The sequence below is a fragment of the Pseudomonas sp. SA195 genome (genome assembly GCF_054131565.1).
Genome location: NZ_CP096392.1, coordinates 3,408,584 through 3,432,770, shown reverse-complemented (window position 1 = coordinate 3,432,770; position 24,187 = coordinate 3,408,584). Strand labels below are relative to the sequence as shown.

General features: G+C 61.5%; 26 protein-coding genes. 14 read left to right on the top strand and 12 right to left on the bottom strand.

Annotated elements, in window-relative coordinates; all coding sequences use genetic code 11:
• Positions 1-43: 43 nt before the first annotated feature.
• On the top strand, positions 44-1,225 hold the full coding sequence (gene purT / locus M1D78_RS15970; protein ID WP_437420971.1) for a formate-dependent phosphoribosylglycinamide formyltransferase: 1,182 nt from the start codon (positions 44-46) through the stop codon (positions 1,223-1,225).
• 4 nt (positions 1,226-1,229) lie between these two features.
• Here the strand turns inward: purT and M1D78_RS15965 are convergent, their stop codons facing one another.
• Together M1D78_RS15965 and M1D78_RS15960 are read right to left on the bottom strand one after the other, a co-directional pair.
• On the bottom strand, positions 1,230-2,516 hold the full coding sequence (locus M1D78_RS15965; protein ID WP_437420970.1) for an HlyC/CorC family transporter: 1,287 nt from the start codon (positions 2,514-2,516) through the stop codon (positions 1,230-1,232).
• Positions 2,517-2,525: 9 nt separating this feature from the next.
• Positions 2,526-3,326: a cytochrome C assembly family protein gene (locus tag M1D78_RS15960; RefSeq protein ID WP_437420969.1), complete on the bottom strand. Its 801-nt coding sequence runs from the start codon at positions 3,324-3,326 to the stop codon at positions 2,526-2,528.
• 239 nt (positions 3,327-3,565) lie between these two features.
• On the opposite strand from M1D78_RS15960, the gene ffh reads away from it, so the two are divergent.
• From ffh to thrC, 10 genes are all read left to right on the top strand, one after another.
• Positions 3,566-4,942 carry a signal recognition particle protein gene (gene ffh / locus M1D78_RS15955; protein WP_437420968.1) on the top strand — a complete coding sequence of 459 codons (1,377 nt, stop codon included), beginning with the start codon at positions 3,566-3,568 and terminating at the stop codon, positions 4,940-4,942.
• 168 nt (positions 4,943-5,110) lie between these two features.
• Complete coding sequence (gene rpsP / locus M1D78_RS15950; RefSeq protein WP_256056068.1) at positions 5,111-5,362, top strand: 30S ribosomal protein S16; 252 nt, start codon at positions 5,111-5,113, stop codon at positions 5,360-5,362.
• A gap of 4 nt (positions 5,363-5,366) precedes the next feature.
• Positions 5,367-5,903, top strand: a complete 537-nt coding sequence (gene rimM / locus M1D78_RS15945; protein ID WP_437420967.1) for a ribosome maturation factor RimM — start codon at positions 5,367-5,369, stop codon at positions 5,901-5,903.
• Positions 5,904-5,908: 5 nt separating this feature from the next.
• Entirely contained in the window at positions 5,909-6,661 is a 753-nt protein-coding gene (gene trmD / locus M1D78_RS15940; RefSeq protein WP_437420966.1) for a tRNA (guanosine(37)-N1)-methyltransferase TrmD, read from the top strand.
• A gap of 42 nt (positions 6,662-6,703) precedes the next feature.
• Positions 6,704-7,054, top strand: coding sequence for a 50S ribosomal protein L19 (gene rplS / locus M1D78_RS15935; RefSeq protein WP_437420965.1), 351 nt, complete (start codon positions 6,704-6,706; stop codon positions 7,052-7,054).
• A gap of 116 nt (positions 7,055-7,170) precedes the next feature.
• The gene (gene xerD, locus M1D78_RS15930; protein WP_437420964.1) at positions 7,171-8,067 is read left to right on the top strand and encodes a site-specific tyrosine recombinase XerD; all 897 of its coding nucleotides are present in this window, start codon (positions 7,171-7,173) and stop codon (positions 8,065-8,067) included.
• Between the two features lie 101 nt (positions 8,068-8,168).
• The gene (locus tag M1D78_RS15925; RefSeq protein ID WP_437420963.1) at positions 8,169-8,894 is read left to right on the top strand and encodes a thioredoxin fold domain-containing protein; all 726 of its coding nucleotides are present in this window, start codon (positions 8,169-8,171) and stop codon (positions 8,892-8,894) included.
• Between the two features lie 93 nt (positions 8,895-8,987).
• Positions 8,988-9,473: a GFA family protein gene (locus M1D78_RS15920; RefSeq protein WP_437420962.1), complete on the top strand. Its 486-nt coding sequence runs from the start codon at positions 8,988-8,990 to the stop codon at positions 9,471-9,473.
• A gap of 123 nt (positions 9,474-9,596) precedes the next feature.
• Positions 9,597-10,901 carry a homoserine dehydrogenase gene (locus M1D78_RS15915; RefSeq protein ID WP_437420961.1) on the top strand — a complete coding sequence of 435 codons (1,305 nt, stop codon included), beginning with the start codon at positions 9,597-9,599 and terminating at the stop codon, positions 10,899-10,901.
• A gap of 80 nt (positions 10,902-10,981) precedes the next feature.
• Positions 10,982-12,391 (top strand): threonine synthase, encoded by a 1,410-nt coding sequence (gene thrC, locus M1D78_RS15910; RefSeq protein WP_437420960.1) that lies wholly within the window; start codon positions 10,982-10,984, stop codon positions 12,389-12,391.
• A gap of 63 nt (positions 12,392-12,454) precedes the next feature.
• Here the strand turns inward: thrC and rnt are convergent, their stop codons facing one another.
• Both rnt and pyrC read right to left on the bottom strand, forming a co-directional pair.
• Positions 12,455-13,129 (bottom strand): ribonuclease T, encoded by a 675-nt coding sequence (gene rnt / locus M1D78_RS15905; RefSeq protein WP_437420959.1) that lies wholly within the window; start codon positions 13,127-13,129, stop codon positions 12,455-12,457.
• Positions 13,126-14,169 carry a dihydroorotase gene (pyrC, locus tag M1D78_RS15900; protein ID WP_437420958.1) on the bottom strand — a complete coding sequence of 348 codons (1,044 nt, stop codon included), beginning with the start codon at positions 14,167-14,169 and terminating at the stop codon, positions 13,126-13,128. The genes rnt and pyrC overlap by 4 nt, the downstream gene beginning before the upstream one ends.
• A gap of 186 nt (positions 14,170-14,355) precedes the next feature.
• Here pyrC and M1D78_RS15895 point away from each other — a divergent pair, with 186 nt between their 5' ends.
• The 3 genes from M1D78_RS15895 to gloA all read left to right on the top strand — a co-directional run bounded on the left by M1D78_RS15895 (position 14,356) and on the right by gloA (position 17,051).
• Complete coding sequence (locus tag M1D78_RS15895; RefSeq protein ID WP_437420957.1) at positions 14,356-15,249, top strand: flagellar protein MotY; 894 nt, start codon at positions 14,356-14,358, stop codon at positions 15,247-15,249.
• A gap of 83 nt (positions 15,250-15,332) precedes the next feature.
• Positions 15,333-16,550, top strand: coding sequence for an argininosuccinate synthase (locus M1D78_RS15890; protein WP_437420956.1), 1,218 nt, complete (start codon positions 15,333-15,335; stop codon positions 16,548-16,550).
• Between the two features lie 108 nt (positions 16,551-16,658).
• Entirely contained in the window at positions 16,659-17,051 is a 393-nt protein-coding gene (gene gloA, locus M1D78_RS15885; protein WP_437420955.1) for a lactoylglutathione lyase, read from the top strand.
• A 63-nt stretch (positions 17,052-17,114) separates the two neighbouring features.
• Here gloA and M1D78_RS15880 read toward each other — a convergent pair whose 3' ends face one another.
• The 8 genes from M1D78_RS15880 to rsxA all read right to left on the bottom strand — a co-directional run bounded on the left by M1D78_RS15880 (position 17,115) and on the right by rsxA (position 24,109).
• Positions 17,115-17,294, bottom strand: coding sequence for a PA3496 family putative envelope integrity protein (locus M1D78_RS15880; protein ID WP_437420954.1), 180 nt, complete (start codon positions 17,292-17,294; stop codon positions 17,115-17,117).
• Between the two features lie 110 nt (positions 17,295-17,404).
• A complete protein-coding gene (nth, locus tag M1D78_RS15875; protein ID WP_437420953.1) occupies positions 17,405-18,043 on the bottom strand; it encodes an endonuclease III in 639 nt (212 codons plus the stop codon).
• Between the two features lie 52 nt (positions 18,044-18,095).
• Positions 18,096-18,809, bottom strand: a complete 714-nt coding sequence (locus tag M1D78_RS15870; protein WP_437420952.1) for an electron transport complex subunit E — start codon at positions 18,807-18,809, stop codon at positions 18,096-18,098.
• Positions 18,806-19,573: an electron transport complex subunit RsxG gene (rsxG, locus tag M1D78_RS15865; RefSeq protein WP_437420951.1), complete on the bottom strand. Its 768-nt coding sequence runs from the start codon at positions 19,571-19,573 to the stop codon at positions 18,806-18,808. The genes M1D78_RS15870 and rsxG overlap by 4 nt, the downstream gene beginning before the upstream one ends.
• Before the next feature lies 1 nt (position 19,574).
• On the bottom strand, positions 19,575-20,603 hold the full coding sequence (locus M1D78_RS15860) for an RnfABCDGE type electron transport complex subunit D (protein WP_437420950.1): 1,029 nt from the start codon (positions 20,601-20,603) through the stop codon (positions 19,575-19,577).
• Between the two features lie 76 nt (positions 20,604-20,679).
• Positions 20,680-22,956 carry an electron transport complex subunit RsxC gene (gene rsxC, locus M1D78_RS15855; RefSeq protein ID WP_437420949.1) on the bottom strand — a complete coding sequence of 759 codons (2,277 nt, stop codon included), beginning with the start codon at positions 22,954-22,956 and terminating at the stop codon, positions 20,680-20,682.
• On the bottom strand, positions 22,953-23,528 hold the full coding sequence (gene rsxB, locus M1D78_RS15850; protein WP_437420948.1) for an electron transport complex subunit RsxB: 576 nt from the start codon (positions 23,526-23,528) through the stop codon (positions 22,953-22,955). Before rsxB ends, rsxC begins: the two co-directional genes overlap by 4 nt.
• Positions 23,525-24,109: an electron transport complex subunit RsxA gene (rsxA, locus tag M1D78_RS15845; RefSeq protein ID WP_437420947.1), complete on the bottom strand. Its 585-nt coding sequence runs from the start codon at positions 24,107-24,109 to the stop codon at positions 23,525-23,527. The genes rsxB and rsxA overlap by 4 nt, the downstream gene beginning before the upstream one ends.
• Positions 24,110-24,187 lie beyond the last annotated feature (78 nt).

The window sequence follows — 24,187 nt, the reverse complement described above, 5'->3', positions numbered from 1 at the left end:
CGCGTTCTCGCGGCTTCTTCCTGAACGATCAACGAGGCAAATCATGCTCCGAATTGGCACTCCGATGTCTGCCAGCGCTACCCGGGTGCTGCTCTGCGGCTCAGGTGAACTGGGCAAAGAACTCGTTATTGAGCTTCAGCGTCTGGGTGTGGAGGTCATCGCGGTAGATCGCTATGCCAATGCGCCAGCCATGCAGGTCGCCCACCGGCATTACGTCATCGACATGCTCGACGGCGAGGCATTGCGCGGCGTCATCGAGCAGGAAAGGCCGCACTACATCGTTCCCGAGATCGAGGCGATTGCCACCGCGACGCTGGTCGAGCTGGAGGCCGAGGGTTACTGCGTGATACCGACGGCGCGAGCCGCGCAGCTGACGATGAATCGCGAAGGCATCCGTCGGCTGGCGGCCGAGGAACTGGGGCTTCCCACCTCTGCGTACCGTTTCGCGGATTCGCTCGAAGCATGCCGGGCGGCAGCTCTTGATCTCGGCTTCCCCTGTTTGGTGAAGCCGGTCATGAGTTCCTCCGGTAAAGGCCAGTCCGTGCTGCGCAGCGAGCAGGATGTCGATCACGCCTGGGCTTATGCTCAGGCTGGCGGTCGAGCCGGCAAGGGCCGGGTGATCGTCGAGGGCTTTGTCGATTTCGAATACGAAATCACCCTGCTGACCGTTCGCCACGCGGGCGGCACCTCATTTTGTCAACCGGTTGGGCACCGTCAGGAAAAAGGCGATTACCAAGAGTCCTGGCAGCCGCAACCGATGTCGGCGAGGGCTATGGCCGAAGCCGAGCGCATCGCGCTGGCCGTAACCGACGCTCTGGGTGGTCGCGGCATCTTTGGCGTCGAGCTGTTCGTCAAAGGCGATCAGGTGTGGTTTTGTGAGGTCTCGCCGCGCCCGCACGACACCGGGCTGGTAACGCTGGTTTCGCAAGATCTGTCCGAGTTCGCCTTGCATGCGCGTGCCATTCTGGGCCTGCCCGTCCCGGCCATCCGCCAGCTCGGTCCGAGCGCTTCGGCTGTGGTGTTGGTCGAGGGCGAGTCGGCGCAAGTCAGCTTTGGGAACCTGGCGGCAGCGCTGGCTGAACCCGACACTGCGCTGCGGCTGTTTGGCAAGCCGGAGGTCAGGGGGCAGCGGCGTATGGGTGTCGCGCTGGCTCGCGACGAATCGATCGAAGCCGCGCGTGCCAAAGCGCTGCGTGCGGCCTCGGCTGTAGACGTCCAGCTTTGAGGGGTCAGGGCTCGTCGTGGTGGCTGGGCACGCCATCGTCGATCAACCAGGCCCGTACACTCTTTACGCGATTGTCCGCCGCCTGAAGGATCTCGAAGCGGTACCGGTCGACCTGCACGCAGGTGCCGCTGTCGGGGATGTGCTCGAGGGCTTCGGTGATCAGGCCGTTGATGGTCTTAGGGCCGCCGCAGGGGAGCTCCCAGCCCAGCGCGCGGTTGATTTCACGGAGGTAGGCGGCGCCGTCGATCACCAGCGTGCCGTCGTCCTGGGCATGCACGTCGGGGCTGCGTAGCGCGTCCTGGTTACTGAATTCTCCTACGATTTCCTCGAGGATGTCTTCGAGCGTCACGATGCCGAGCACATCACCATATTCGTCGACAACGATACCGATGCGGCGCTTTTGCTTCTGAAAGTTGAGCAGCTGGATCGAAAGCGGCGTGTTTTCCGGCACGAAGTAGGGCTCGTTGCAGGCTTCCAGCAGGCTTTCTCGCGTCAGTTGGTCATGGCTGAGCAGTCGTGCGATCTGCCGCATGTGGACGATGCCTTCGATCTGGTTGATGTCCTTTCGAAAGACCGGCAGACGAGTGTGGGGCGTGGTGCGCAGCTGGGTAACGATGGATTCGAAGTCGTCCTCTATGTCGATGCCGGCCACTTCGTTGCGAGGAATCATGATGTCGTCCACCGTGACCTTTTCTAGGTCGAGGATGCTTAGCAGCATGCTCTGGCGGTTCATTGACATGTCGCTGCCCGACTCGCGGACAACGCTGCGGAGCTCTTCGGTCGACAGGCTTTCGTCGCCCTTGTTGTTCAGGTCAACGCCGAGTAGCCGCAGCAAGCCGTTGCTGATTCCACTCAGGAGGGCGACCAGCGGATACAGCACCTTCTGTAGCAGCAGTAACGGTAGGCTGACGGGGTAGGCGACCACTTCAGGGCGTAGCGCGGCAAGCGTCTTAGGTGTGATTTCGCCAAAGATGAGCAGGATGATGGTCAGGCCAATCGTGGCGATGGCGATGCCAGCCTCGCCCCAGAGCTTGATTGCCAGCACCGTGGCAATTGACGAGGCGAGAATGTTGACGAAGTTATTGCCGACCAGAATGGTGCCGAGCAGCCGGTCGGGCCGGGCCAGCAGGGTACTGGCCCGTTTTGCCCCGCGATGCCCCTCCTTGGCCTGGTGGCGGAGGCGGTAGCGGTTGAGGCTGAGCATCCCTGTCTCCGAGCTGGAGAAGAAGGCCGAGCAAAGGAGCAGGAAAACCAGCAAGCCGACTAGAAAGCCAGGGTGTAGATGTTCCACGTGGCTGCCTTAAATGTGCAGGATGAATTCGCGGACGAGCTTGCTGCCGAAGTACGCCAGCATCAGGAGGCAAAAGCCCGCCAGCGTCCAGCGGATAGCCTTGTAACCGCGCCATCCAAGCTGATGGCGGCCCCAAAGCAACAGGCCGAAGACGACCCAGGCGACGACGGACAGCAGGGTTTTGTGCACCAAGTGTTGGGCGAACAGGTTGTCCAGAAAGATCCAGCCGGAAATTAGCGAAGCCGAGAGCAGCAGCCAGCCGGCCAAAAGAAAGCCGAACAACAGACTCTCCATTGTCTGCAGGGGCGGGAAGTTCTTGATCAACCCCGATGGGTGCTTGTGCTTGAGATGATGATCCTGCAGCAATAGGAGCAGCGATTGAAATACGGCAATCGTCAGCATTCCGTAGGCGAGTATCGAAAACAGGATATGCGCGAGAATGCCGGGCTGCTCGCTGATCGCGGGTGCGGTGCCGGACGGTGCGAATTGGGCGAAGAGAACCGTCAGGCAACCCAGCGGGAAAAGCAGCAGCAGAAGGTTCTCGACTGGCATGCGATAGAGCGCCAGCAGGATCAGCAGGATCACAGCTGCAGCGATCAGGCTGGACGCGTTGAAGAAGTCGAGATGTAGGCCGCTGGGCGATAACAGCTGTATGAACAGGCTGACGCCATGGGCGACCAGAGCGAGCGTGCCCAAGAGCAGCAGGAGGCGTTTGTCCGGCATGGCGCGCTGTACCAGGCGCAGACCCTGGTATCCCGTGACGCCCGCATACAGGCAGGCGGCAGCTAGGCTCGGTAACAAAGGATGCATAGGTGTTCTAAGCAGCTCGGAAAGGCGTTGAGTGTGGCACAAACGTCAAGTCCGCAAAAGCGCGTGGATATCTACGTTCTTTACTTTTGGCAACGCGATCGAAGGGCTTGCGCTTGCAGGACGCTGTGTTCGGTTGCGTGATGATCGTTCGCGATGAAAAGGCAGTCGATGGGGTACCGACGCAGGGTGCGCACCTTCTATAATCGCCGGCTTCACCACACTCAAGCGTGGAACGGCTCATGTTCGAAAATCTAACCGATCGCCTCTCGCAGACGCTTCGCCATGTCACCGGCAAGGCCAAGCTGACCGAAGAGAATATCAAGGACACTCTGCGCGAAGTTCGCATGGCGCTGCTGGAGGCCGACGTTGCGCTGCCGGTGGTCAAGGATTTCGTCGCTCGGGTCAAGGACCGTGCGGTTGGTACCGAAGTATCCAAGAGCCTGACGCCGGGCCAGGCGTTCGTGAAGATCGTGCGTGCCGAACTCGAGGAGTTGATGGGTGCGGCCAACGAAGACCTTGCGCTGAACGTGACACCGCCGGCCGTGGTGCTGATGGCGGGCCTGCAAGGTGCGGGCAAGACCACGACGGTAGGCAAGCTGGCCCGCTTCCTGAAAGAGCGGAAGAAGAAGTCGGTATTGGTGGTGTCGGCAGACGTCTACCGGCCGGCAGCGATCAAGCAGCTGGAAACCCTGGCGGGTGAAGTCGGTGTGATCTTCTTTCCATCGGATACCAGCCAGAAGCCCGTTGAGATTGCTCAGGCGGCGATCCGCGAAGCCAAGCTCAAGTTCATCGATGTGGTGCTGGTCGATACCGCGGGTCGCCTTGCCATCGATGCCGAGATGATGGCTGAAATCCAGGCCGTGCATGGTGCCATCAAGCCGGCCGAGACACTGTTTGTCGTCGATGCGATGACTGGTCAGGATGCGGCCAACACGGCGCGGGCCTTTGGCGAGGCGTTGCCGCTGACTGGGGTGGTCCTGACAAAGGTCGATGGTGACGCACGTGGCGGCGCGGCGCTGTCTGTGCGGCATGTCACCGGCAAACCCATCAAGTTCATCGGTATGGGTGAAAAAAGCGATGCGCTTGAGCCCTTTCATCCCGACCGCATCGCGTCTCGTATCCTCGGCATGGGTGATGTGCTCAGCCTGATCGAGCAGGCCGAGCAGACCCTGGACCGTGAGAAGGCTGAGAAACTCACCAAAAAGCTGAAGAAAGGCAAGGGCTTCGACCTCGAGGATTTCCGCGACCAGCTTCAACAGATGAAGAATATGGGTGGTCTGGGTGGCCTTATGGATAAGCTGCCAGCCATTGGCGGAATGAACCTGTCTCAGATGGGTAATGCTCAGGGGGCTGCGGAAAAACAGTTCAAGCAGATGGAGGCAATCATCAACTCCATGACCCCAGCGGAACGCCGCAATCCCGATCTCATCAGTGGCTCGCGCAAGCGGCGCATTGCCGTGGGGTCGGGTACTCAGGTGCAGGACATCGGTCGCCTCATCAAGCAGCATAAGCAGATGCAGAAGATGATGAAAAAGGTCACCGGCAAGGGCGGCATGGCAAAGATGATGCGCGGCATGGGTGGCATGTTTCCCGGCGGCGGGATGCCCAAGTTCTGATGATGTTCGCGCCTGCCTGGGCATGGCGTTGGCCCGCTTGGTGCGGGCCTCACCCACGTTTCAAAAAAGCCATTTGCAAAAGTTCGGATAATCCTTAGAATATGCGGCCTTTCGGGCCTTGGGCCCTGCATTCAGATTTGCTGTACCGACTACAGGAACGATGTTCACATGGTAACTATTCGTCTGGCCCGTGGCGGCTCCAAGAAGCGCCCTTTCTACCACCTGACCGTGACCAACAGCCGTAACCCGCGCGATGGTCGCTTCGTTGAGCGTATCGGTTTCTTCAATCCGATCGCCTCGGGTGCGGAAGTGAAGCTCTCTGTCAATCAGGAGCGCGCTGCTTACTGGCTGAGCCAGGGCGCGCAGCCGTCTGAGCGTGTTGCTCAGCTGCTGAAGGAAGCTGCTAAGGCCGCTGCCTAAGTTCATGAGCGCAGCGTCTGCTCCGGCCGAAGATCTACTCGTCATTGGCAAGATCGTATCGGTGCATGGCGTGCGCGGTGACGTGAAGGTGTATTCCTTCACTGATCCGATCGATAACCTACTCGATTACCCGCGCTGGACGCTCAGGCGAGGCGAGGAAATCAAGCAGGTCGAGCTGGTCAAGGGTCGCGTCCAGGGCAATATCCTGGTAGCCACGCTGAACGGGCTGACAGATCGTGAAATTGCGCGTACCTACGCCGATTTCGAGATTTGCATCTCGCGTAGCGAATTACCCGATCTGGCTGGCGATGAGTATTACTGGTACCAGCTTCAAGGGCTCGTGGTCATCAATGGGGTCGGGCAAGTGCTCGGTCGCGTGGATCACCTCCTCGAAACCGGTGCCAACGATGTTCTGGTGGTCAAGCCATTCGCTGACAGCCTGGATGATCGTGAGCGGTTGTTGCCCTATACGGACCCTTGCGTGCTGAAGGTCGATTTGGCTGCGGGTGAAATGCACGTCGAGTGGGATGCGGACTTCTGAGCGACATGACGACTATGCGTGTCGACGTGATCAGTCTGTTCCCGGACATGTTCGCGGCTATTTGTAACTATGGCATCAGCAGTCGTGCAGTAAAGCAGGGCTTGCTTCACCTCCGATGCTGGAACCCTCGCACCTATACCGAGGACCGGCATCAGACCGTGGACGACCGTCCCTTTGGGGGCGGGCCCGGCATGGTCATGAAGATCAAGCCGCTCGAACTCGCCTTGGCGGATGCTAGGCAGGCTGCTGGCGAAAAGGCGAAGGTGATCTATCTCTCGCCGCAGGGGCGTCAGCTGAAACAAGCTGATGTGCGTGATCTGGCGAAAGAAGAGGCTTTGATCCTCATCGCCGGGCGCTACGAGGGCGTCGATGAGCGTTTCATCGAAGCTCATGTCGACGAAGAATGGTCGATTGGCGATTACGTGCTGTCCGGTGGCGAGCTGCCGGCCATGGTTCTGATCGATGCAGTGACTCGCTTGCTCCCCGGAGCGCTGGGTCATGCTGATTCTGCCGAGGAGGATTCGTTTACCGACGGCCTGCTCGACTGCCCGCACTACACCCGACCGGAGGTGTATGCGGATAAACGTGTTCCTGATGTGCTGCTCAGCGGCAATCATGAACACATCCGGCGCTGGCGTTTGCAACAGTCCCTTGGCAGGACTTGGGAACGGCGCGCTGATCTTCTGGATGGCCGCTCGCTTTCTGGAGAAGAACAAAAGCTGTTGGCGGAATATATTCGCCAGCGGAACGATAGTTAACGTATCGATGGCAGCCTAATAGGTTTGCCTCAGGAGCACAGCATGACCAACAAGATTATTCAGGCGCTCGAAGCTGAGCAGATGACCAAAGAATTGCCACCGTTCGCCCCAGGCGACACCGTTGTGGTTCAGGTCAAGGTCAAGGAAGGCGATCGTCAGCGCCTCCAGGCCTTCGAAGGCGTCGTGATCGGCAAGCGTAACCGCGGTCTGAACAGCGCTTTTACCGTCCGCAAGATCTCTAATGGTGTTGGTGTCGAGCGTACCTTCCAGAGCTACAGCCCGATGGTCGACAGCATCAGCGTCAAGCGCCGCGGCGACGTACGCAAGGCTAAGCTGTACTACCTCCGCGCGCTGTCCGGCAAGGCGGCCCGCATCAAGGAAAAGCTTTCCTGATCAAGCGGTTTCAGAAAAAGCAGCCTTCGGGCTGCTTTTTTTATGCCTGGGTGTCGGCGGCTGACGTCTGGAGCGTGTTGTGAAAAACTGGCGCGCCGCCGCTGCGATGAATGCACATGCCTACTCGAGATGACCCGCTGATCGACCGTTTCCTGGACGCCCTATGGTTAGAAAAGGGCCTGTCGGGCAATACGCGTCAGGCTTATCGCAGCGATCTAGCCTTGTTCAATGGCTGGCTCGAGGAACGGGGCGTGGGACTGGCTGATGCAGGACGCGACGTCATTCTCGATCATCTTGCTTGGCGCCTGCACCACGCCTACAAGGCCCGCTCGACGGCGCGGTTACTGTCCGGCTTGCGCGGTTTCTATCGCTTCCTGCTGCGCGAGGGCGTGATCGCAACCGATCCAACTCTTCAGGTCGAGCTGCCGCGACTTGGGCTTCCGCTTCCAAAGGCCTTGTCTGAGGCAGATGTCGAGGCGCTATTGGCTGCACCGGAGCTCCGCGACCCGCTGGGGCTTCGGGATCGCGCCATGCTGGAGGTTCTGTATGCCTGCGGCTTGCGCATCACCGAGCTAATCAGCCTGACGCTGGAGCAGGTCAACCTGCGTCAAGGGGTGCTGCGCACGGTCGGCAAGGGCAGCAAGGAGCGCTTGGTGCCATTGGGCGAGGAGGCGAACCATTGGCTGGAGCGTTACCTGCGCGATGCAAGGCGCGAATTGCTGGGGGCGAAGGTTGGCGACGTGGTGTTTCTCAGCCAGCGCGGCGACCAAATGACTCGGCAGGCGTTCTGGTATCGCATCAAGCTGCATGCGAAAGCGGCAGGCATCAACGCTTCGATTTCACCGCATAACCTGCGGCATGCATTCGCCACGCACCTGCTCAACCACGGCGCCGACCTTCGTACTGTGCAGATGCTGCTAGGTCATAGCGACCTGTCGACAACGCAGATTTACACCCATGTCGCGCGTGCACGCCTGCAAGCCCTACATGCGCAACATCACCCGCGCGGCTAGGTGTCGTCCGGATCTTATACGCCGCGGGTGCGCTGCGTCTGATCGAGGCCCCTGTGGTAGGCTGCATCCTTTCCGCTTGATCGATGTCGCCAGGAGATCCCATGCGCGTGACTCGTCTTTTTGCCGCCCTGAGCTTCGGGCTGGCCAGTTCCATAGTGCTCGCCGCTGATGCGGAACAGGCGATTCGTGACTCGCTGAACGCTATTCAGCCCGGCATGCCTGTCGAGGCGATCGCTGAAAGCCCGATGCCCGGCGTTTATCAGGTTCAGCTCAAAGGAGGCCGTCAGCTGTACGCCAGTGCTGATGGTCAGTTTCTGATTCAAGGCTACATGTATCAATTCAAGGACGGTCAGGCGACCAATCTGACCGAGCAGGCGCAGAGCCGGTCGGTCGCGAAAGCCATCGATGCCGTACCGACAAGCGAGATGGTGGTGTTTGCCCCCGAACACCCGAAGACGCATGTCACGGTATTTACCGATACCGATTGCGGCTACTGCCAGAAGCTGCACAGCGAAGTGGCGGAGCTAAACCGGTTGGGCGTAGAGGTGCGTTACATGGCGTTCCCACGCCAGGGCATGGGCAGCCATGGCGCCAACACGCTGACTAGCGTCTGGTGCGCGAAGGATCGCCAGGCAGCTATGAACAAGGCCAAGGCGCGCGAGGAGGTGCCGGCCGCGTCCTGCAACAGCCCGGTGGCCGAGCAGTATGAGCTGGGCCAGCTGATCGGCGTTCAAGGCACGCCAGCCATTATCCTGGCCGATGGCCAGATGATCCCCGGCTACCAGCCCGCACCGCAGTTGGCGGAGTTAGCGCTCAAGGCGAAGTGATTCCGCCTGACCATCGATAGTGACGCCTCCGTCCCGGCGGGAACTGTCGCGTTCGCTGTGTTCAAAGCAGTGAACTAGACAGCGGAGGCGATCATGAAGCTCGAAGGATCCTGTCATTGCAAGGCCGTGCGTTTTTCCCTCGAATCGGCCGAGCCCTATCCATTCATGCGCTGCTACTGCTCGATCTGTCGCAAAACGGCCGGCGGTGGTGGGTATGCGATCAACCTGGGCGGTGATGCGCGCACCCTGCAGGTCGAGGGTCGCGACCAGCTCGGTATCTACCGGGCCAAGATCACCGACGACGCGGGCAAGATGCAGCTCAGCGACGGCCAGCGCCACTTCTGCAAACAGTGCGGCAGCGCGCTCTGGCTATGGGATCCAAACTGGCCTGAACTGGTCCATCCCCATGCATCTGCAATCGATACCGATCTGCCGGAGCCGCCTGAATCTACCCACCTCATGCTCGGTTCCAAGGCGTCTTGGGTAACGCCTCAGGTCGGGCCAGATGATCGTTGCTTCGACGGTTATCCGGATGAATCGCTTGCGCAGTGGCATCAGCGGCTCGGGTTGCGGCAATAGGCGATCTGAGGAGATGGTCAGCGCGCTCCTGACTGGATTTGACTAAATCCCATGCGCTTCGTAATGTGCGACTCTTTTGTTCGGCCGCTGTGTCCGGTCGTTCGCTGGAAGAGGGAGTGCAGCTTGAAACCGGTGAAAGTTGGCATCTGTGGGTTGGGAACCGTCGGTGGCGGCACTTTCAACGTGCTCAAGCGCAACGCTGCAGAAATTGCCCGCCGCGCTGGTCGTGGGATCGAGGTCGCGCAGATTGCCGCTCGCAGCATCAACCCCAAGTGCGACACCGGTGATATCCCCATTACTGCTGACGTTCTCGACGTTGCCCGCAACCCCGAGATCGATATCGTCGTCGAGCTGATCGGGGGCTACACGCTGGCTCGCGACCTGGTGCTTCAGGCCATCGACAACGGTAAGCACGTCGTGACGGCGAACAAGGCGCTCATCGCTGTGCATGGCAACGAGATTTTCGCCAAAGCGCGTGAAAAAGGTGTGATCGTTGCGTTCGAAGCCTCGGTCGCCGGCGGCATTCCGGTCATCAAGGCCATCCGCGAGGGGCTGGCGGGCAACCAAATCAACTGGCTGGCTGGCATCATCAACGGCACCGGTAATTTCATTCTCACCGAAATGCGTGAGAAGGGCCGCACCTTCGAGGACGTCCTGGCGGAAGCCCAGGCGCTGGGCTACGCCGAGGCCGATCCGACCTTCGACGTAGAGGGCATCGATGCCGCGCACAAACTCACCATCCTCGCGTCCATCGCCTTCGGCATCCCGCTGCAGTTCGACAAGGCCTATACCGAAGGCATTTCACGCCTGACCACTGCGGACGTCAACTATGCCGAGGCGCTGGGCTACCGCATCAAACATTTGGGTGTTGCGCGCAGCACCGACGCCGGGATCGAGTTGCGCGTTCATCCGACGCTCATTCCCGCTGACCGTCTCATCGCCAACGTCAACGGCGTAATGAACGCCGTCATGGTCAATGGCGACGCCGTTGGCTCCACCCTTTACTACGGTGCTGGCGCCGGCATGGAGCCGACCGCTTCCGCCGTGGTAGCCGACCTGGTGGATGTTGCCCGCGCACTGACTACTGACCCGAACAACCGAGTACCGCACCTGGCGTTCCAGCCCGATTCGCTCTCCGCCCATCCGATCTTGCCGATCGGCGCCTGCGAAAGCGCCTATTACCTTCGCATCCAGGCCAAGGATCACCCCGGCGTGCTGGCGCAGGTCGCGACCATCCTGTCGGAGCGCGGCATCAATATCGAGTCGATCATGCAGAAGGAAGTCGAAGAGCACGACGGCCTGGTGCCGGTCATTCTCGTGACTCATCGGGTGGTCGAGCAGCGCATCGACGACGCCATCGCCGCGCTCGAATCGCTTGAGGATGTGGTCGGTAAGGTCGTCCGTATTCGCGTCGAACAACTCGCTTGAGGCTGGCGCTCGATGGCTGAACGACATGCTCGTTTGGCCTTCGGCGTTCGGTACTTCTATCGGCTTTTGAGGCTCTTTCCATGCGCTACATCAGTACCCGCGGCCAGGCACCGGCCCTGAATTTCGAAGACGTGCTATTGGCCGGTCTGGCCAGTGACGGCGGCCTCTATGTGCCGGAGAATCTGCCGCGGTTCACCGTCGAGGAAATCGCTTCCTGGGCCGGGCTGCCGTACCACGAGCTGGCCTTCCGCGTCATGCGCCCCTTCGTCGCCGGAAGCATCGCGGATGCCGACTTCAAGCGAATCCTCGAGGAGACCTACGGGGTCTTCGCCCATAGCGCTGTCGCGCCGCTACGTCAGCTCGACAGCAACGAATGGGTACTCGAGCTATTCCATGGCCCGACCCTTGCGTTCAAGGACTTCGCGCTGCAGTTGCTTGGGCGGCTGCTCGATCATGTCTTGGTCAAGCGCGGCGAGCGGGTAGTCATCATCGGCGCGACCTCCGGTGATACCGGCTCCGCGGCCATCGAGGGCTGCCGGCGCTGCGAGAACGTCGACATCTTCATCCTGCACCCGCATAACCGCGTTTCCGAGGTGCAGCGTCGCCAGATGACCACCATCCTGGGTGACAACATTCACAACATCGCCATCGAAGGCAACTTCGACGATTGCCAGGAGATGGTGAAGGACAGCTTCGCCGATCAGGGCTTCCTGAAGGGCACACGTCTGGTGGCGGTGAACTCGATCAACTGGGCGCGGATCATGGCTCAGATCGTCTACTACTTCCATGCTGCGCTGCAGCTGGGCGGGCCGTCGCGCTCGGTGGCGTTCTCCGTACCCACCGGCAACTTCGGCGATATTTTCGCTGGTTACCTGGCGCGAAACATGGGCTTGCCGATCAGCCAGCTCGTTGTGGCGACCAACCGCAATGACATCCTGCACCGCTTCATGAGTGGCAATCGTTACGACAAGGACACACTGCACGCGTCGCTGTCGCCCTCGATGGACATCATGGTGTCGTCCAACTTCGAGCGTCTGCTATTCGATCTGCATGGCCGCAACGGCGCCGCCGTGGCCGAGCTGATGAGTGCGTTCAAGGCCAGTGGCAAGCTGTCGGTCGAAGAGGAGCGGTGGACCGAGGCGCGCAAACTATTCGACTCCCTGGCGGTGGACGATGCACAAACCTGTCGGACCATCGCCGAGGTGTTCAAGTCCACCGGCGAGCTGCTGGACCCGCACACAGCCATCGGCGTTCATGCTGCCCGCGAGTGCCGTCGAAGCCTGTCCACGCCGATGGTCACGCTGGCTACGGCGCATCCGGTAAAGTTTCCAGACGCGGTCGAGAAGGCTGGCGTCGGCAAGGCGCTGGAACTGCCGGCACATTTGTCCGACCTGTTCGAGCGCCCAGAGCGTTGCACGGTATTGAAGAACGACCTGAAGGCCATGCAGGTGTTCGTCGGCGAGCACGGCAATCGCGGCAAGCCGCTGTAAGCGAACGGTAGACATGAAAAAGGCCAGTCATCTGACTGGCCTTTTCATTTACGGGCGACACCACTACTCGTCGAATTCTTCCCAGCCACCCATTTCCTTCCAGCGGTTGACGATTCCGCAGAAGAGTTCGGCAGTCTTCTCTGTGTCGTATCGGGCTGAGTGGGCTTCGCGTCCGTCGAAATCGATACCGGCAGCCTGGCAGGCTTTCGCAAGCACGGTCTGGCCATAGGCGAGGCCGGCCAACGTTGCGGTGTCGAAGCTCGAAAACGGGTGGAAGGGGTTGCGCTTGATGTCACAGCGGGCGATGGCCGCGTTGAGGAAGCCGAGATCGAAGCTGCTGTTATGCCCGACAAGGATGGCACGCTTGCAGCCGGCTGATTTCACCGCCTTGCGCACGCTACGAATGATCTCATTCATCGCTTGCGATTCGGGGACGGCCATGCGCAGTGGGTGATCCAGCTTGATGCCGGTGAACTCCAGTGCGGCCGGTTCGATGTTGGCGCCAGCGAAGGGCTCGACGCGAAAGAACAGCGTGTCCTGCGGATAGAGCAGGCCTTGCTCGTCCATGCCGATGGTGACTGCGGCGATTTCCAGGAGCGCGTCCGTCGCGCAGTTGAAGCCGCCGCACTCAACGTCGACCACGACGGGCAGAAAGCCTCGAAAGCGATTCGCCATTGGCGAGCGAGGTTTGCCGGAGGCGGTGGGCTCCAGATCGTCGTCGAACTGATCGTCACTCATTGGCTTTGCTCCAGCCGCCACTGCAGGGTTTCGCCGGCACGCAGCGGGACTAGGTCATGGTCACCGAAGGGCAGGCTGGCTGGCACGCTCCAGGGTTCACGTACCAGAGTGATGGTGTCGGTGTTGTGTGGCAGGCCATAGAAGTCTGGCCCGTAGTGACTGGCAAAGGCCTCGAGGCGATTCAGGGCACCACGTTGCTCAAAGGCTTCGGCGTAGAGTTCGATGGCAGCGAAGGCGGTGTAACAACCGGCGCAGCCGCAGGCGTTTTCCTTGGCATGCTTGGCATGGGGTGCCGAATCGGTACCGAGGAAAAACTTCGGGCTACCACTGGTGGCAGCGTCCAGCAGCGCCTCTTGGTGGGTGTTGCGCTTGAGGATCGGCAGGCAGAAAAAATGCGGGCGGATTCCGCCCACTAGCATGTGGTTGCGGTTGTACAGCAAATGGTGCGCGGTGATGGTCGCGGCAACGTTGCTCGCAGCAGCCTGAACGAACTGGACGGCGTCACGCGTGGTGATATGTTCGAACACCACTTTCAACGTCGGGAAGCGTTCGGTGACGCGGCTCAGCTGTTCGTCGATGAAGCACTTCTCGCGGTCGAAAATGTCAATCTCCGAGCGCGTCACTTCGCCATGTACCAACAACGGCAGGCCAACCTCGGCCATGACCTCGAGTACTGCAAAAATGTTGTCGATGCGCGTCACCCCGGAGGCCGAGTTGGTCGTTGCGCCGGCCGGGTAAAGTTTGGCCGCGAACACATGGCCGCTCGCCTTGGCCTCGCGGATATCGTCGGGTTGGGTCGTATCGGTGAGGTAGAGCACCATGAGCGGCTCGAACCGGCTGCTGGTTGGCCGCGCGGCCAGGATGCGCTGACGATAGCCCTGTGCTTCGGTGGCATTGCGAACCGGCGGGACCAGGTTCGGCATGATGATGGCGCGCGCAAATTGGCGTGCGGCGTCGGCGACGGTGTGCGGCAGCGCTGCGCCGTCGCGCAGGTGGATGTGCCAATCATCGGGGCGCAGGAGGGTCAGGCGGTCGGACATGCGGGATTCCAGGGCGTTGAAACGTGCGGGAATGCTACCGGAATCGCAAAAAAAAATCGCCGCGGCGGGGGCTTGGCCCATGGCATGGGGCGGTCGGCGTGCTCTATCGCGGTGCTCGCTAGGTTCAAGTTTCCGCGGCCGGCACCGATACCTCCCTTGAACGTTTTGTCCACCGTGGAGCCTCTCGTGCGCCTGCGCCCTCTTTTTTTGGCTTGCCTGCTGGCCCCATCGGCCAATGCCATCACCTTCCAGACTCGTCTGGAGCATGTGCAGTGGCAGGTCGAGGGTGATCAATTCGAGTGCCGGCTAAGCCAAGCCATTGCCGGTTTCGGCAAAGGCGAGTTCGTGCGCCGCGCGGGTGAACAGCCAACCTTTCGCCTGCAATCGACCGATCGCTGGTTCGGCACCGGATCGGCGACGCTGCTAGCGGCGGCTGCGCCCTGGCAACCCGGGCGCAGCGATTTGAATCTCGGTGTGGTTTCGGTGGCTGGCGGGGACATTCCGTTCAACAGCTCGCAGCTGCAGGCCGGGCGCTTGCTGACGGGCCTGCTCGACGGGCGCAGCCCGGTCATTCGCCATCACACCTTGCAGGGTGCTGATGCGCTCGAGGTGCGCCTGCTGCCGGCCCGTTTCAGCAAAGCCTACGAAGAATTCCGCACCTGCACGGCGAAGCTTTTGCCGGTCAACTTCGACCAGATTCGCCAGTCGCAGATTGGTTTTCCGGCCGGTGATATCGAGCTGGATGCGCTGGGCCAGGCTAAGCTCGACATCATTCTGGCGTTCCTCAAGGCAGATCCGAGCGTCAACGTCATCCAGCTCGATGGCCATTCGGACAACAGCGGCAACCGCTTGACCAACCGTGACCTTTCGCGGCGGCGCGCATTGGCCGTCGAGGCGTACCTGATCGCCCAAGGGGTGCCGAAGGAGCAGATCACCGTGCGCTTCCACGGCGAGCGTTATCCGATTGTGCCGAACAGCAGCGAGGCCAATCGCGCCAAAAACCGACGTGTCACCCTGCGCCTCGAGCGAGGCCCGGCGGCCGTGTCGGCCGCAGCCGGGGCCGCTACGCCGGCAACCTGAGCCCGGCGGGCCCGTGCCCCTGTAAAAGGGGCGTCGCGACCAGTAGAATTGCCGCTTTCCTTCAATCCCGGGAGTGGATGGCAATGGCCGACGTAAAGAAGGTAGTCCTGGCGTATTCCGGTGGCCTGGACACCTCCGTGATCCTCAAGTGGCTGCAAGACACCTATAATTGCGAAGTAGTGACCTTCACCGCTGACCTCGGCCAGGGCGAGGAAGTCGAGCCAGCCCGTGCCAAGGCGCAGGCCATGGGCGTCAAGGAAATCTACATCGACGATCTGCGCGAGGAGTTCGTTCGCGATTTCGTCTTCCCGATGTTTCGCGCCAACACCATCTACGAAGGCGAGTACCTGCTGGGTACGTCCATCGCCCGCCCGCTGATTGCCAAACGCCTGATCGAGATTGCCAACGAGACCGGCGCCGATGCCATCTCCCATGGCGCCACGGGCAAAGGTAACGACCAGGTGCGCTTCGAGCTGGGCGCTTATGCACTCAAGCCGGGCGTCAAGGTCATCGCACCCTGGCGCGAGTGGGACCTGCTCTCGCGCGAGAAGCTGATGGACTACGCGGAGAAGCACGCCATCCCAATCGAGCGTCATGGCAAGAAGAAGTCCCCTTACTCCATGGACGCCAACCTGTTGCACATCTCCTATGAAGGTGGCGTGCTGGAAGACACCTGGACCGAGCACGAAGAAGACATGTGGCGCTGGACCAAGTCGCCGGAAGCCGCACCGGATACCCCGACCTACATCGAGCTGACGTACCGCAAGGGCGACATCGTCGCCATCGACGGCAAGGACATGTCGCCAGCCCAGCTGCTGGCCTACCTGAACAAGGTCGGTGGCGAGAACGGCATCGGTCGCCTGGACATCGTCGAGAACCGCTATGTCGGCATGAAGTCGCGCGGCTGCTACGAAACCCCTGGCGGCACCATCATGCTCAAGGGACATCGCGCCATCGAGTCGATCACGCTGGACCGTGAAGTGGCCCATCTGAAAGACGAGCTGATGCCCAAGTACGCCAGCCTGATCTATAACGGCTACTGGTGGAGCCCGGAGCGCAGCATGCTGCAGCAGATGATCGATGCGTCCCAGGTCAACGTGAACGGTGTGGTGCGCCTGAAGCTCTACAAGGGCAATGTCATCGTTGCGGGCCGCAAATCCGATGATTCGCTGTTCGATGCCAACATCGCCACCTTCGAGGACGACGCCGGTGCCTACGACCAGGCAGATGCCGGTGGCTTCATCAAGCTCAACGCATTGCGCATGCGCATCGCCGCGAACAAGGGCCGGACGCAGTTCTGAGCCGAAGCGCGAGCTTTAGGGCTCGCGGCTTCAGGACTGGCGCCGTGCCGGTCCATCCAGGCCCCGGTCACAAGCCGGGGTTTGTCTTTAGCCAAGAGGAGACCACCGATGAGGCTGCTGCATACCATGCTGCGGGTAGGCGACATGGATCGATCCATCGCCTTTTACACCGAGGTGCTGGGCATGACCCTGTTGCGTCGCAAGGATTACCCCGAAGGCAAATTCACCCTCGCCTTTGTTGGCTATGGCGACGAGGCGCATAACAGTGTGCTCGAACTGACCCACAACTGGGGCGTGGACGCCTACGACCTGGGCAACGGCTACGGCCATATCGCATTGGAAGTCGAGGACGTCTACAAGGCCTGCGAGGACATTCGTTCGCGCGGCGGCAAGATCACCCGTGAGCCGGGCCCGATGAAGCATGGCAGCAGCATCCTAGCGTTCATCGAGGATCCGGATGGCTACAAGGTTGAGTTGTTGTCACCGTCACGCAACGACTGACTCGCCAGAAGAAAAAAGCCCCGGATCAACCGGGGCTTTTCGTATCGGTACCTGACGGCAGAATCAGATATCGAAGTCGAAATCGTTGAGCTGCTTCTGTAGCCTGCGCTCTTCGAGCAGGTTGTCGATGATGCGACGTTTGGTCAGGTTAGTCTTGGCGACTTCCACGGGAGCCTCTGCAGCATCGTCTTCGTCATCGCTGACGAAGTCATCTTCAATTTGAATATCTTCTTTTTCGGACACTTGTCTGTTCTCCACGGCAAAGGCGCGCTAATGGCGCACCTTATAGCGGCAAAAATTCGGGCCGTAAAAAAGATTTTTTCAATCGTGCGATAGCGATCTCCAGTGGCAAGTCAATCATCGGAGGTCTTGTGCTTGTATTCGCACAGGTCCTCGATCCGGCAGCTTCCACACTGCGGTTTGCGGGCCTTGCAGACGTACCGCCCGTGCAGGATCAGCCAGTGGTGAGCGTCGAGCAGATACTCCTTCGGCACGAACTTGACCAACTTGCGCTCGACGTCCAGCACGTTCTTGCCTGGCGCGATGTTGGTGCGGTTGGCGACCCGAAAGATATGGGTGTCGACAGCCATGGTGAATTGGCGGAACGCCGTATTGAGCACGACATTGGCAGTCTTGCGACCGACGCCGGGCAACGCTTCGAGCGCCTCGCGGTTGTCCGGGACCTGGCTGCCGTGACGCTCGACCAGGATGCGGCAGGTCTCCAGCACGTTCTTCGCCTTGCTGGGGTACAGGCCAATGGTCTTGATGTAGCTGCACAGCCCGTCGTAGCCGAGCGCGTAAATGGCTTCGGGCGTATTGGCGACGGGGTAGAGCTTGGCAGTCGCTTTGTTGACTCCGACGTCAGTCGCCTGGGCGGAGAGGATGACGGCGATCAGCAGTTCGAAGGGCGTGCTGTAGGCCAGCTCCGTCTTGGGCTCAGGGTTGTCTTCGTGAAAGCGGCGGAAGATCTCCCGGCGTTTCTCGGCGTTCATCGACGTTGCTCCAGATGAAGGGCGCGGCGGTGACGTGCGTGGCTGAGCGGCGTCACTCGATCACTCCGGTGACCCGCACACGGCGACTCTGCGCCGGCGCTTCCGGCCGGTTGGCCTTGGCCCGCTCGGCGAGGTGTTCGTCGATGCGGTTTTTCAGGGCGATCAGCAGGCCGAGCACGATAAAAGCGCCCGGCGGCAGGATGGCCAGCAGGAAACCCTTGTAATCGCTGACCAGCGTAACCTGCCAGTCGGCTGCAACCGAACCGAATAGCAACTGCATATTGGCGAACAGCGCGCCGGTGCCAATCAGCTCGCGAGCGCCGCCCAGGATCAGCAGGACGAGGGCGAAGCCCAGGCCCATCATCAAGCCATCGAAGCCGGCAACGAGCGGGTTGTGCTTGGCGGCGAAGCCATCGGCGCGGCCAAGAATCACGCAGTTCGTGGTGATCAGCGGGATGAAGATCCCGAGGATCTGGTAAAGCTCGTAGGTATAGGCCTGCATCAGCAGTTCGATGCAGGTGGTGAGCGCGGCGATGATCATGACGAACGCCGGCAAACGCACGGCGGTATTTACCACGCCCCGAACCAGCGAGACAGCGACATTCGAGCAGAGCAGCACCATGGCCGTCGCCAGCCCTAGGCCAAGGGCATTAACGGCCGAGTTGCTGACGCCGAGCAGCGGGCATAGCCCGAGCAACTGAACCAGCGCTGGGTTGTTCTTCCAGAGGCCGTTGACGCTCAACTCGCGGAAACTTGGGCTGCTCATTGGGTGGCGTCTCCTTCAGCGCGCGGCATACCAGGCAAGCCGTCGCTCCGTGTGGCCGCCTCTCCGGCGTGGCTGTGGGTGGTGACTTCGGCGGGCTGGGCCTCATCCCGAAGCGCTTCATCTGCCGAGATGGGGCGAGTCGGTGCGTGGAGCAGGGCCTGCTTGTTGGCTTCGAAATACTGCAGCGCGCGATGCACGGCGCCGACCACCGCGCGCGGGGTGATGGTGGCGCCGGCGAACTGGTCGAAAGCGCCCCGGTCCTTCTTGACTGCCCAACCCGCTTCGTCCGGATCGTTCAACGAGCGATTCTCGAAGCTGCGAATCCAGCTGCTCTTGGCCAGCTCGATCTTGTCGCCCAGCCCTGGGGTTTCCCGGTGTGAAAGAACACGTACACCCGTGATACGCCCATCGGCGCGAATCCCCACCAGCAACTGGATGGCGCCGCTGTAGCCGTCCGGCGCGATGGCCTGGAGGATCACGGCGCTCGGCTGGCCATCCTTCATAGCGATATAGGCTGGCAGCGGTTGGCGGGTGCCCAGCAGTGGGTCGTGCACATTGATGGTGTGGTCCAGCAGCGGGCTGTCGTAGCTTGCGGGCGGCAATACCTCGTTGAGCGCGCGCAGTTGCGCCGTACGTTCGGACGCCTGGATGCGCTCGGCGGTGAATTGCTGCAGCAAGGTAACGCTGCCGACAGTGACGATGGCGAACAGGCCGAGCACCAGGCTGTTCTTGAACATCGAGCGGCTGATTTCCGGAAGGATCATGTCATTCGCCCAGCTTGAAGCCGCGCTCGGCCTTTCGATGGCCGTAGGTGCGCGGGCGGGTGTAGTAGTCGATGGTCGGTGCGGACAGGTTCATCAGCAGCACGGCGAAGGCCACGCCGTCGGGATAACCGCCCCACGCACGGATGACGTAGACCAGAATGCCGACACTGGCACCGAAGATCAGCCGGCCGCGAGGGCTGGTGGCGCCACTGACCGGATCGGTAACGATGAAGAAGGCGCCGAACATGGTGGCGCCGCTGAGCAGGTGAAAGAGGGGTGAACCATGGCTGTCCGAGCCCGAGCCGTTCCAGAACACCAGGCTCATCAATGCCAGCGCGGCAAGCATGCCGACCGGGGCATGCCAGGTGAATAGGCGCTTATGCAGCAGGAAAAGCCCGCCGGCGAGAAACGCGAGATTGACCACTTCCGAGCCGATGCCACCAAAATGGCCGAACGCCGGGTTGGCCCAGAGCTCATCAATGGTCAGGCTGTTGTTGATCTTGAGCGTGTCGAGCGCCGTGGCCTGCGTCCAGCCATCGGGGAGCGAGGCAATGCCAAGGATATGTTGCAGGCCGGCACCCAGCCCGACAGCGTGCGGAATGGGCCAGGTCGTCATCTCCACCGGGAAGGACACCAGCACCACGACGTAGCCGATCATGGCCGGGTTGAACGGGTTCTGCCCGAGCCCGCCGTAGAGTTGCTTGCCCATCAGGATGGCCGAGGCGGTGGCGATCAGCGTCAGCCACCAGGGCGAATAGGGCGGGAGGGCCAGCGCGAGGAGCACGGCCGTAACCAGTGCGCTGCCATCACGCAGGAAGAAACCGACTGGCCGCTGGCGCAGCTTGAGGACGCCAGCTTCACAGGCCAAGGCGGCTGCGCCGGCCCAGAGCAGGTTGATCAGCGTGCCGGCACCGTAGATCCACGTCAGCGCGACGACGCCCGGTAGCGTAGCGGCCAGCACCAGCAACATGACCCGCTGGGTGCGGTTGCTGCCTGTGGTATGCGGTGAGGTGATGCGGGGCAGGGCCATTGGCTCTCCGTTAGTCCTCGATGGGCGCTTTTAACAATTGCGGCGCCTGCGGTGACAGCGTCAGCGACGCTGCGTCTTACGATTGGGTGTGTTCCTGAAGCTTGCGTTCGGCTTCATCGAGCCGGGCCCGGGCGGATTCCAAGGCATCGATTTCGCATCTAGCGTTGCGCTCGAGCTTTCGCAGGTCGGCGCGGGCAAAAGCAAGCTCGGTCTTCAAGGCGCGGGTCTGCTCGTCCACCGGGCGTTTCTCGGTGCGTACCAATTCGGGGGCGGGTTTTCCAGACTGATCCTCGGCCTCGTGCAAGGCCTGCTCCGCGGCCGAAAGGGCCGCGCGCAACCCGGTCAGCTGAGCTTCGTCGGCGCCTGCTTTCTCCGCTTTCTTTAGCTCGGCGCGCTTCATTGCCAGCTCGATCTTGGCTTTTTTCAGTGCTTCGGTGCCGGGAGTGGCGGCGGGTTTGTCGGCGCCTGGTGCCGCTTCGGTGTAGAGGGCTTCGGTAGCGGCCAGCTGCGCCTGCAGGCGGACCCGTTCAGCATTTTGGTCGGCGTCTGGTGCGTCCAGCTTTTCCAGCTTGCGAAGCTGGGCACGCAGCATGGCGGCCTCGATCTTGGCTTTTTTCTGAGCCTCGTCGCGCGCCGGAGCCGGAGCGGCGGGTTGTGCATCGGCAGCCGTTGCGCGCTCCAACGCGGCTTGCGCCTTGGCGGCCACTTCGCGCAGCGCCGCGACTTGGCTTTCGAGTTCGGGTGTGGCGTGCGCTGCCAGCTGCTTTTCCGCTTTCTTCAGCGCGACCTGAGCCATGCTGGCTTCGATCTTGAACTTCTTCTGCTGCTCCGTTAGCCCCGGATTCGGGGCTGGGCGCGCCGGATCGTCCTGGCTGGGCACAGCGCTGGTTTCGGCCTGTGCGGCCTTGGCGCGTGCGGCCCGCTCAGCGCGTGCTTTGCGGTCGGCTTCCTTCTGCTCTTCAGCACGACGCAGACGCTCCTGGCGCAGTTCGAACCGCTGGCGGGAGTGTTCGGCCTTGTGCTGCTTCTGCTCGAGCGTCCGAATTTCGCCTTTCGCCGCGCGGTAGTACTGGACGAGTGGAATGCTCGACGGGCAGACGTAGGCGCAGGCGCCGCATTCGATACAGTCGAACAAGTTGTAGGCCTTGAGCTGGTCGTGCTCCTGGCCCAAGGCGAAGAAATGCAGTTGCTGGGGCAGCAGATTGGCCGGGCAGGCCTCGGCGCATTCTCCGCAGCGGATGCACGGCAGCGCAGGCGGGGGAGGCGGCAACTCTGCGAGCGTGCAGGCGAGCAGGCAGTTGGTGGTCTTGACCAGCGGCACGTCCAGCGACGGCAGCGTAAAGCCCATCATCGGGCCGCCCATGATCAGGCGGTTGAGTTTCGCGCGGTCCAGGCCAGCGAACGCCAGCAGGTCGGCGACGGGCGTACCGATCAACGCCAGGACGTTCATCGGGCGTGCCAGCGCCTCGCCGGTCAAGGTCGTTACACGCGAGATCAGCGGCTTGCCGAGCAGAACCGCATCATGGATGGCGACGCATGTACCCACGTTTTGGCAGAGGATGCCGATGTCGACGGGTAATCCACCGCTCGGTACTTCCTCGCCAGTAAGGATCTGGATCAGCTGCTTTTCGCCGCCGGAGGGGTATTTGGTCGGCATGACCGTGAGGCCATACGAGCGCTCGCCCAGCGCCTCGCGTACCGCGCCGATAGCCTCGGGCTTGTTGTCCTCGATGCCGATCAGCACCTGTTCCGGCTGGATGAGGTGGACAAGGATGTCGATCCCGACCACCAACTCATGGGCCATTTCGCGCATCAGCAGGTCGTCGGAGGTGATGTATGGTTCGCACTCAGCGCCATTGATGAGCAGTGTGCGGATGGGTTGGTTCGTCGCCCCGCCCAGCTTCACCGCCGTCGGGAAGCCCGCACCGCCGAGCCCGCTGATGCCGGCTTCACGGATCAGGTCGAGCAGCTCGGACGCTGCAAGCTGGCGGTAGTCGGGCGTAGGGTGCGGCTCAGCCCACTCATCCTCGCCATCGCTGTCGATGACGATGGCCTCGTGCAGCATGCCGGACACGTGTGGATATGGCTGCGGACCGATGAAACTGACGATACCGGATGTGGGCGCGTGCACCGCTGCGCTGACGTAACCGCTCGCTTCGGCAATCTTCTGCCCTTTCAGGACGCGGTCGCCCTCGCTCACACAGGGCTCGGCCGTGCTGCCCAGGTGCTGGGCGAGTGGCACGACGAGCCGTGCCGGCAGGGGTAGCCGCTGGATCGGTGACCGATTTGACAGCGCTTTGCGCTCAGGCGGATGAATGCCGCCGTGAATGTCCCAGAGCGTCACTGCGGTCATGCGGCCTGCCCCCGGTCGCTTGCGATCAGGCGCCCCGGCGCCAGCGGATGCTCCCATTTCCAGCCTTGCAGCGGCGTGCCCAGTTCGATCATGTCGATACAGTCGACCGGGCAGGGCTCGACACAAAGATCGCAACCCGTGCACTCGGAGACGATCACCGTATGCATCTGCTTGGCTGCGCCGACGATGGCGTCGACCGGGCAGGCCTGGATGCACTTGGTGCAGCCGATGCATTCGGCTTCGCGAATATAGGCGACGCGGGGCGGCAGTTCGCCCTCTGCCGCATCGAGCGGTTCCGGTTCCACATCGAGTAGATCCGCCAGGGCCTGAATCGTGGCTTCGCCGCCCGGCGGGCACTTGTTGATCTTGTCACCGCCGGCGATGGCTTCGGCGTATGGCTTGCACCCTGGATAGCCGCATTGGCCGCATTGCGTCTGCGGCAGCAATGCGTTGATCTGCTCGGCGATAGGATCGCCCTCGACGCGAAAACGCACCGCTGCAAAACCGAGGATCGCGCCGCACACCAGGCACAGCGCCAGCAGCGCAAGCACAGCGATTAACACCGTGCTCATAGCTTGATCAGCCCGGAAAAGCCCATGAACGCCAGGGACATCAGGCCGGCTGTGATCATGCCGATCGCTGCGCCCTGAAATGAGCGCGGCACGTCTGCGATCGCGATGCGCTCGCGCATGGCTGCGAACAGCACGAGCACCAGGGAAAAGCCGAGCCCGGCGGCGAAGCCATTGACCGTTGCGGTCAGGAAGGTGAACTCACCTTTATTGGCATTCAGCAACGCGACGCCCAGTACGATGCAATTGGTCGTAATCAGGGGCAGGAAAATGCCGAGCACGCGATAGAGCAGCGGGCTGGTCTTGTTCACCACCATTTCGGTGAACTGGACCACCACAGCGATCACGAGGATGAAGCTGATGGTGCGCAGGAATTCGAGATCCAGAGGCTGCAGAACGTAGCGTTGCACCAGGTAGCTGCACATCGCTGCGAGCGTCAGTACGAAGGTGGTGGCGAGTGAGAGGCCTATGGCCGTTTCGATCTTCTTGGAAACGCCCATGAACGGGCACAGCCCGAGAAACTGCACGAGCACGAAATTGTTGACCAGAATGGCGCTAACCATGATCAGGGCAAATTCGGTCATCAAAGGGAATTCCTGTGGCGCTCGGTCCGAGCCCTAGGCTAAAAGCCCGCTATTATCAGGAACCGCTGGCGGCCATAC

Excerpts from the sequence above, each read along its gene's own strand:
- purT (WP_437420971.1), top strand. The coding sequence starts at position 44 with ATGCTCCGAATTGGCACTCCGATGTCTGCCAGCGCTACCCGGGTGCTG.
- M1D78_RS15960 (WP_437420969.1), bottom strand. The coding sequence starts at position 3,326 with ATGCATCCTTTGTTACCGAGCCTAGCTGCCGCCTGCCTGTATGCGGGC.
- ffh (WP_437420968.1), top strand. The coding sequence starts at position 3,566 with ATGTTCGAAAATCTAACCGATCGCCTCTCGCAGACGCTTCGCCATGTC.
- rpsP (WP_256056068.1), top strand. The coding sequence starts at position 5,111 with ATGGTAACTATTCGTCTGGCCCGTGGCGGCTCCAAGAAGCGCCCTTTC.
- rimM (WP_437420967.1), top strand. The coding sequence starts at position 5,367 with ATGAGCGCAGCGTCTGCTCCGGCCGAAGATCTACTCGTCATTGGCAAG.
- trmD (WP_437420966.1), top strand. The coding sequence starts at position 5,909 with ATGACGACTATGCGTGTCGACGTGATCAGTCTGTTCCCGGACATGTTC.
- rplS (WP_437420965.1), top strand. The coding sequence starts at position 6,704 with ATGACCAACAAGATTATTCAGGCGCTCGAAGCTGAGCAGATGACCAAA.
- xerD (WP_437420964.1), top strand. The coding sequence starts at position 7,171 with ATGCCTACTCGAGATGACCCGCTGATCGACCGTTTCCTGGACGCCCTA.
- M1D78_RS15925 (WP_437420963.1), top strand. The coding sequence starts at position 8,169 with ATGCGCGTGACTCGTCTTTTTGCCGCCCTGAGCTTCGGGCTGGCCAGT.
- M1D78_RS15920 (WP_437420962.1), top strand. The coding sequence starts at position 8,988 with ATGAAGCTCGAAGGATCCTGTCATTGCAAGGCCGTGCGTTTTTCCCTC.
- thrC (WP_437420960.1), top strand. The coding sequence starts at position 10,982 with ATGCGCTACATCAGTACCCGCGGCCAGGCACCGGCCCTGAATTTCGAA.
- rnt (WP_437420959.1), bottom strand. The coding sequence starts at position 13,129 with ATGAGTGACGATCAGTTCGACGACGATCTGGAGCCCACCGCCTCCGGC.
- pyrC (WP_437420958.1), bottom strand. The coding sequence starts at position 14,169 with ATGTCCGACCGCCTGACCCTCCTGCGCCCCGATGATTGGCACATCCAC.
- M1D78_RS15890 (WP_437420956.1), top strand. The coding sequence starts at position 15,333 with ATGGCCGACGTAAAGAAGGTAGTCCTGGCGTATTCCGGTGGCCTGGAC.
- gloA (WP_437420955.1), top strand. The coding sequence starts at position 16,659 with ATGAGGCTGCTGCATACCATGCTGCGGGTAGGCGACATGGATCGATCC.
- nth (WP_437420953.1), bottom strand. The coding sequence starts at position 18,043 with ATGAACGCCGAGAAACGCCGGGAGATCTTCCGCCGCTTTCACGAAGAC.
- M1D78_RS15870 (WP_437420952.1), bottom strand. The coding sequence starts at position 18,809 with ATGAGCAGCCCAAGTTTCCGCGAGTTGAGCGTCAACGGCCTCTGGAAG.
- rsxG (WP_437420951.1), bottom strand. The coding sequence starts at position 19,573 with ATGATCCTTCCGGAAATCAGCCGCTCGATGTTCAAGAACAGCCTGGTG.
- M1D78_RS15860 (WP_437420950.1), bottom strand. The coding sequence starts at position 20,603 with ATGGCCCTGCCCCGCATCACCTCACCGCATACCACAGGCAGCAACCGC.
- rsxC (WP_437420949.1), bottom strand. The coding sequence starts at position 22,956 with ATGACCGCAGTGACGCTCTGGGACATTCACGGCGGCATTCATCCGCCT.
- rsxB (WP_437420948.1), bottom strand. The coding sequence starts at position 23,528 with ATGAGCACGGTGTTAATCGCTGTGCTTGCGCTGCTGGCGCTGTGCCTG.
- rsxA (WP_437420947.1), bottom strand. The coding sequence starts at position 24,109 with ATGACCGAATTTGCCCTGATCATGGTTAGCGCCATTCTGGTCAACAAT.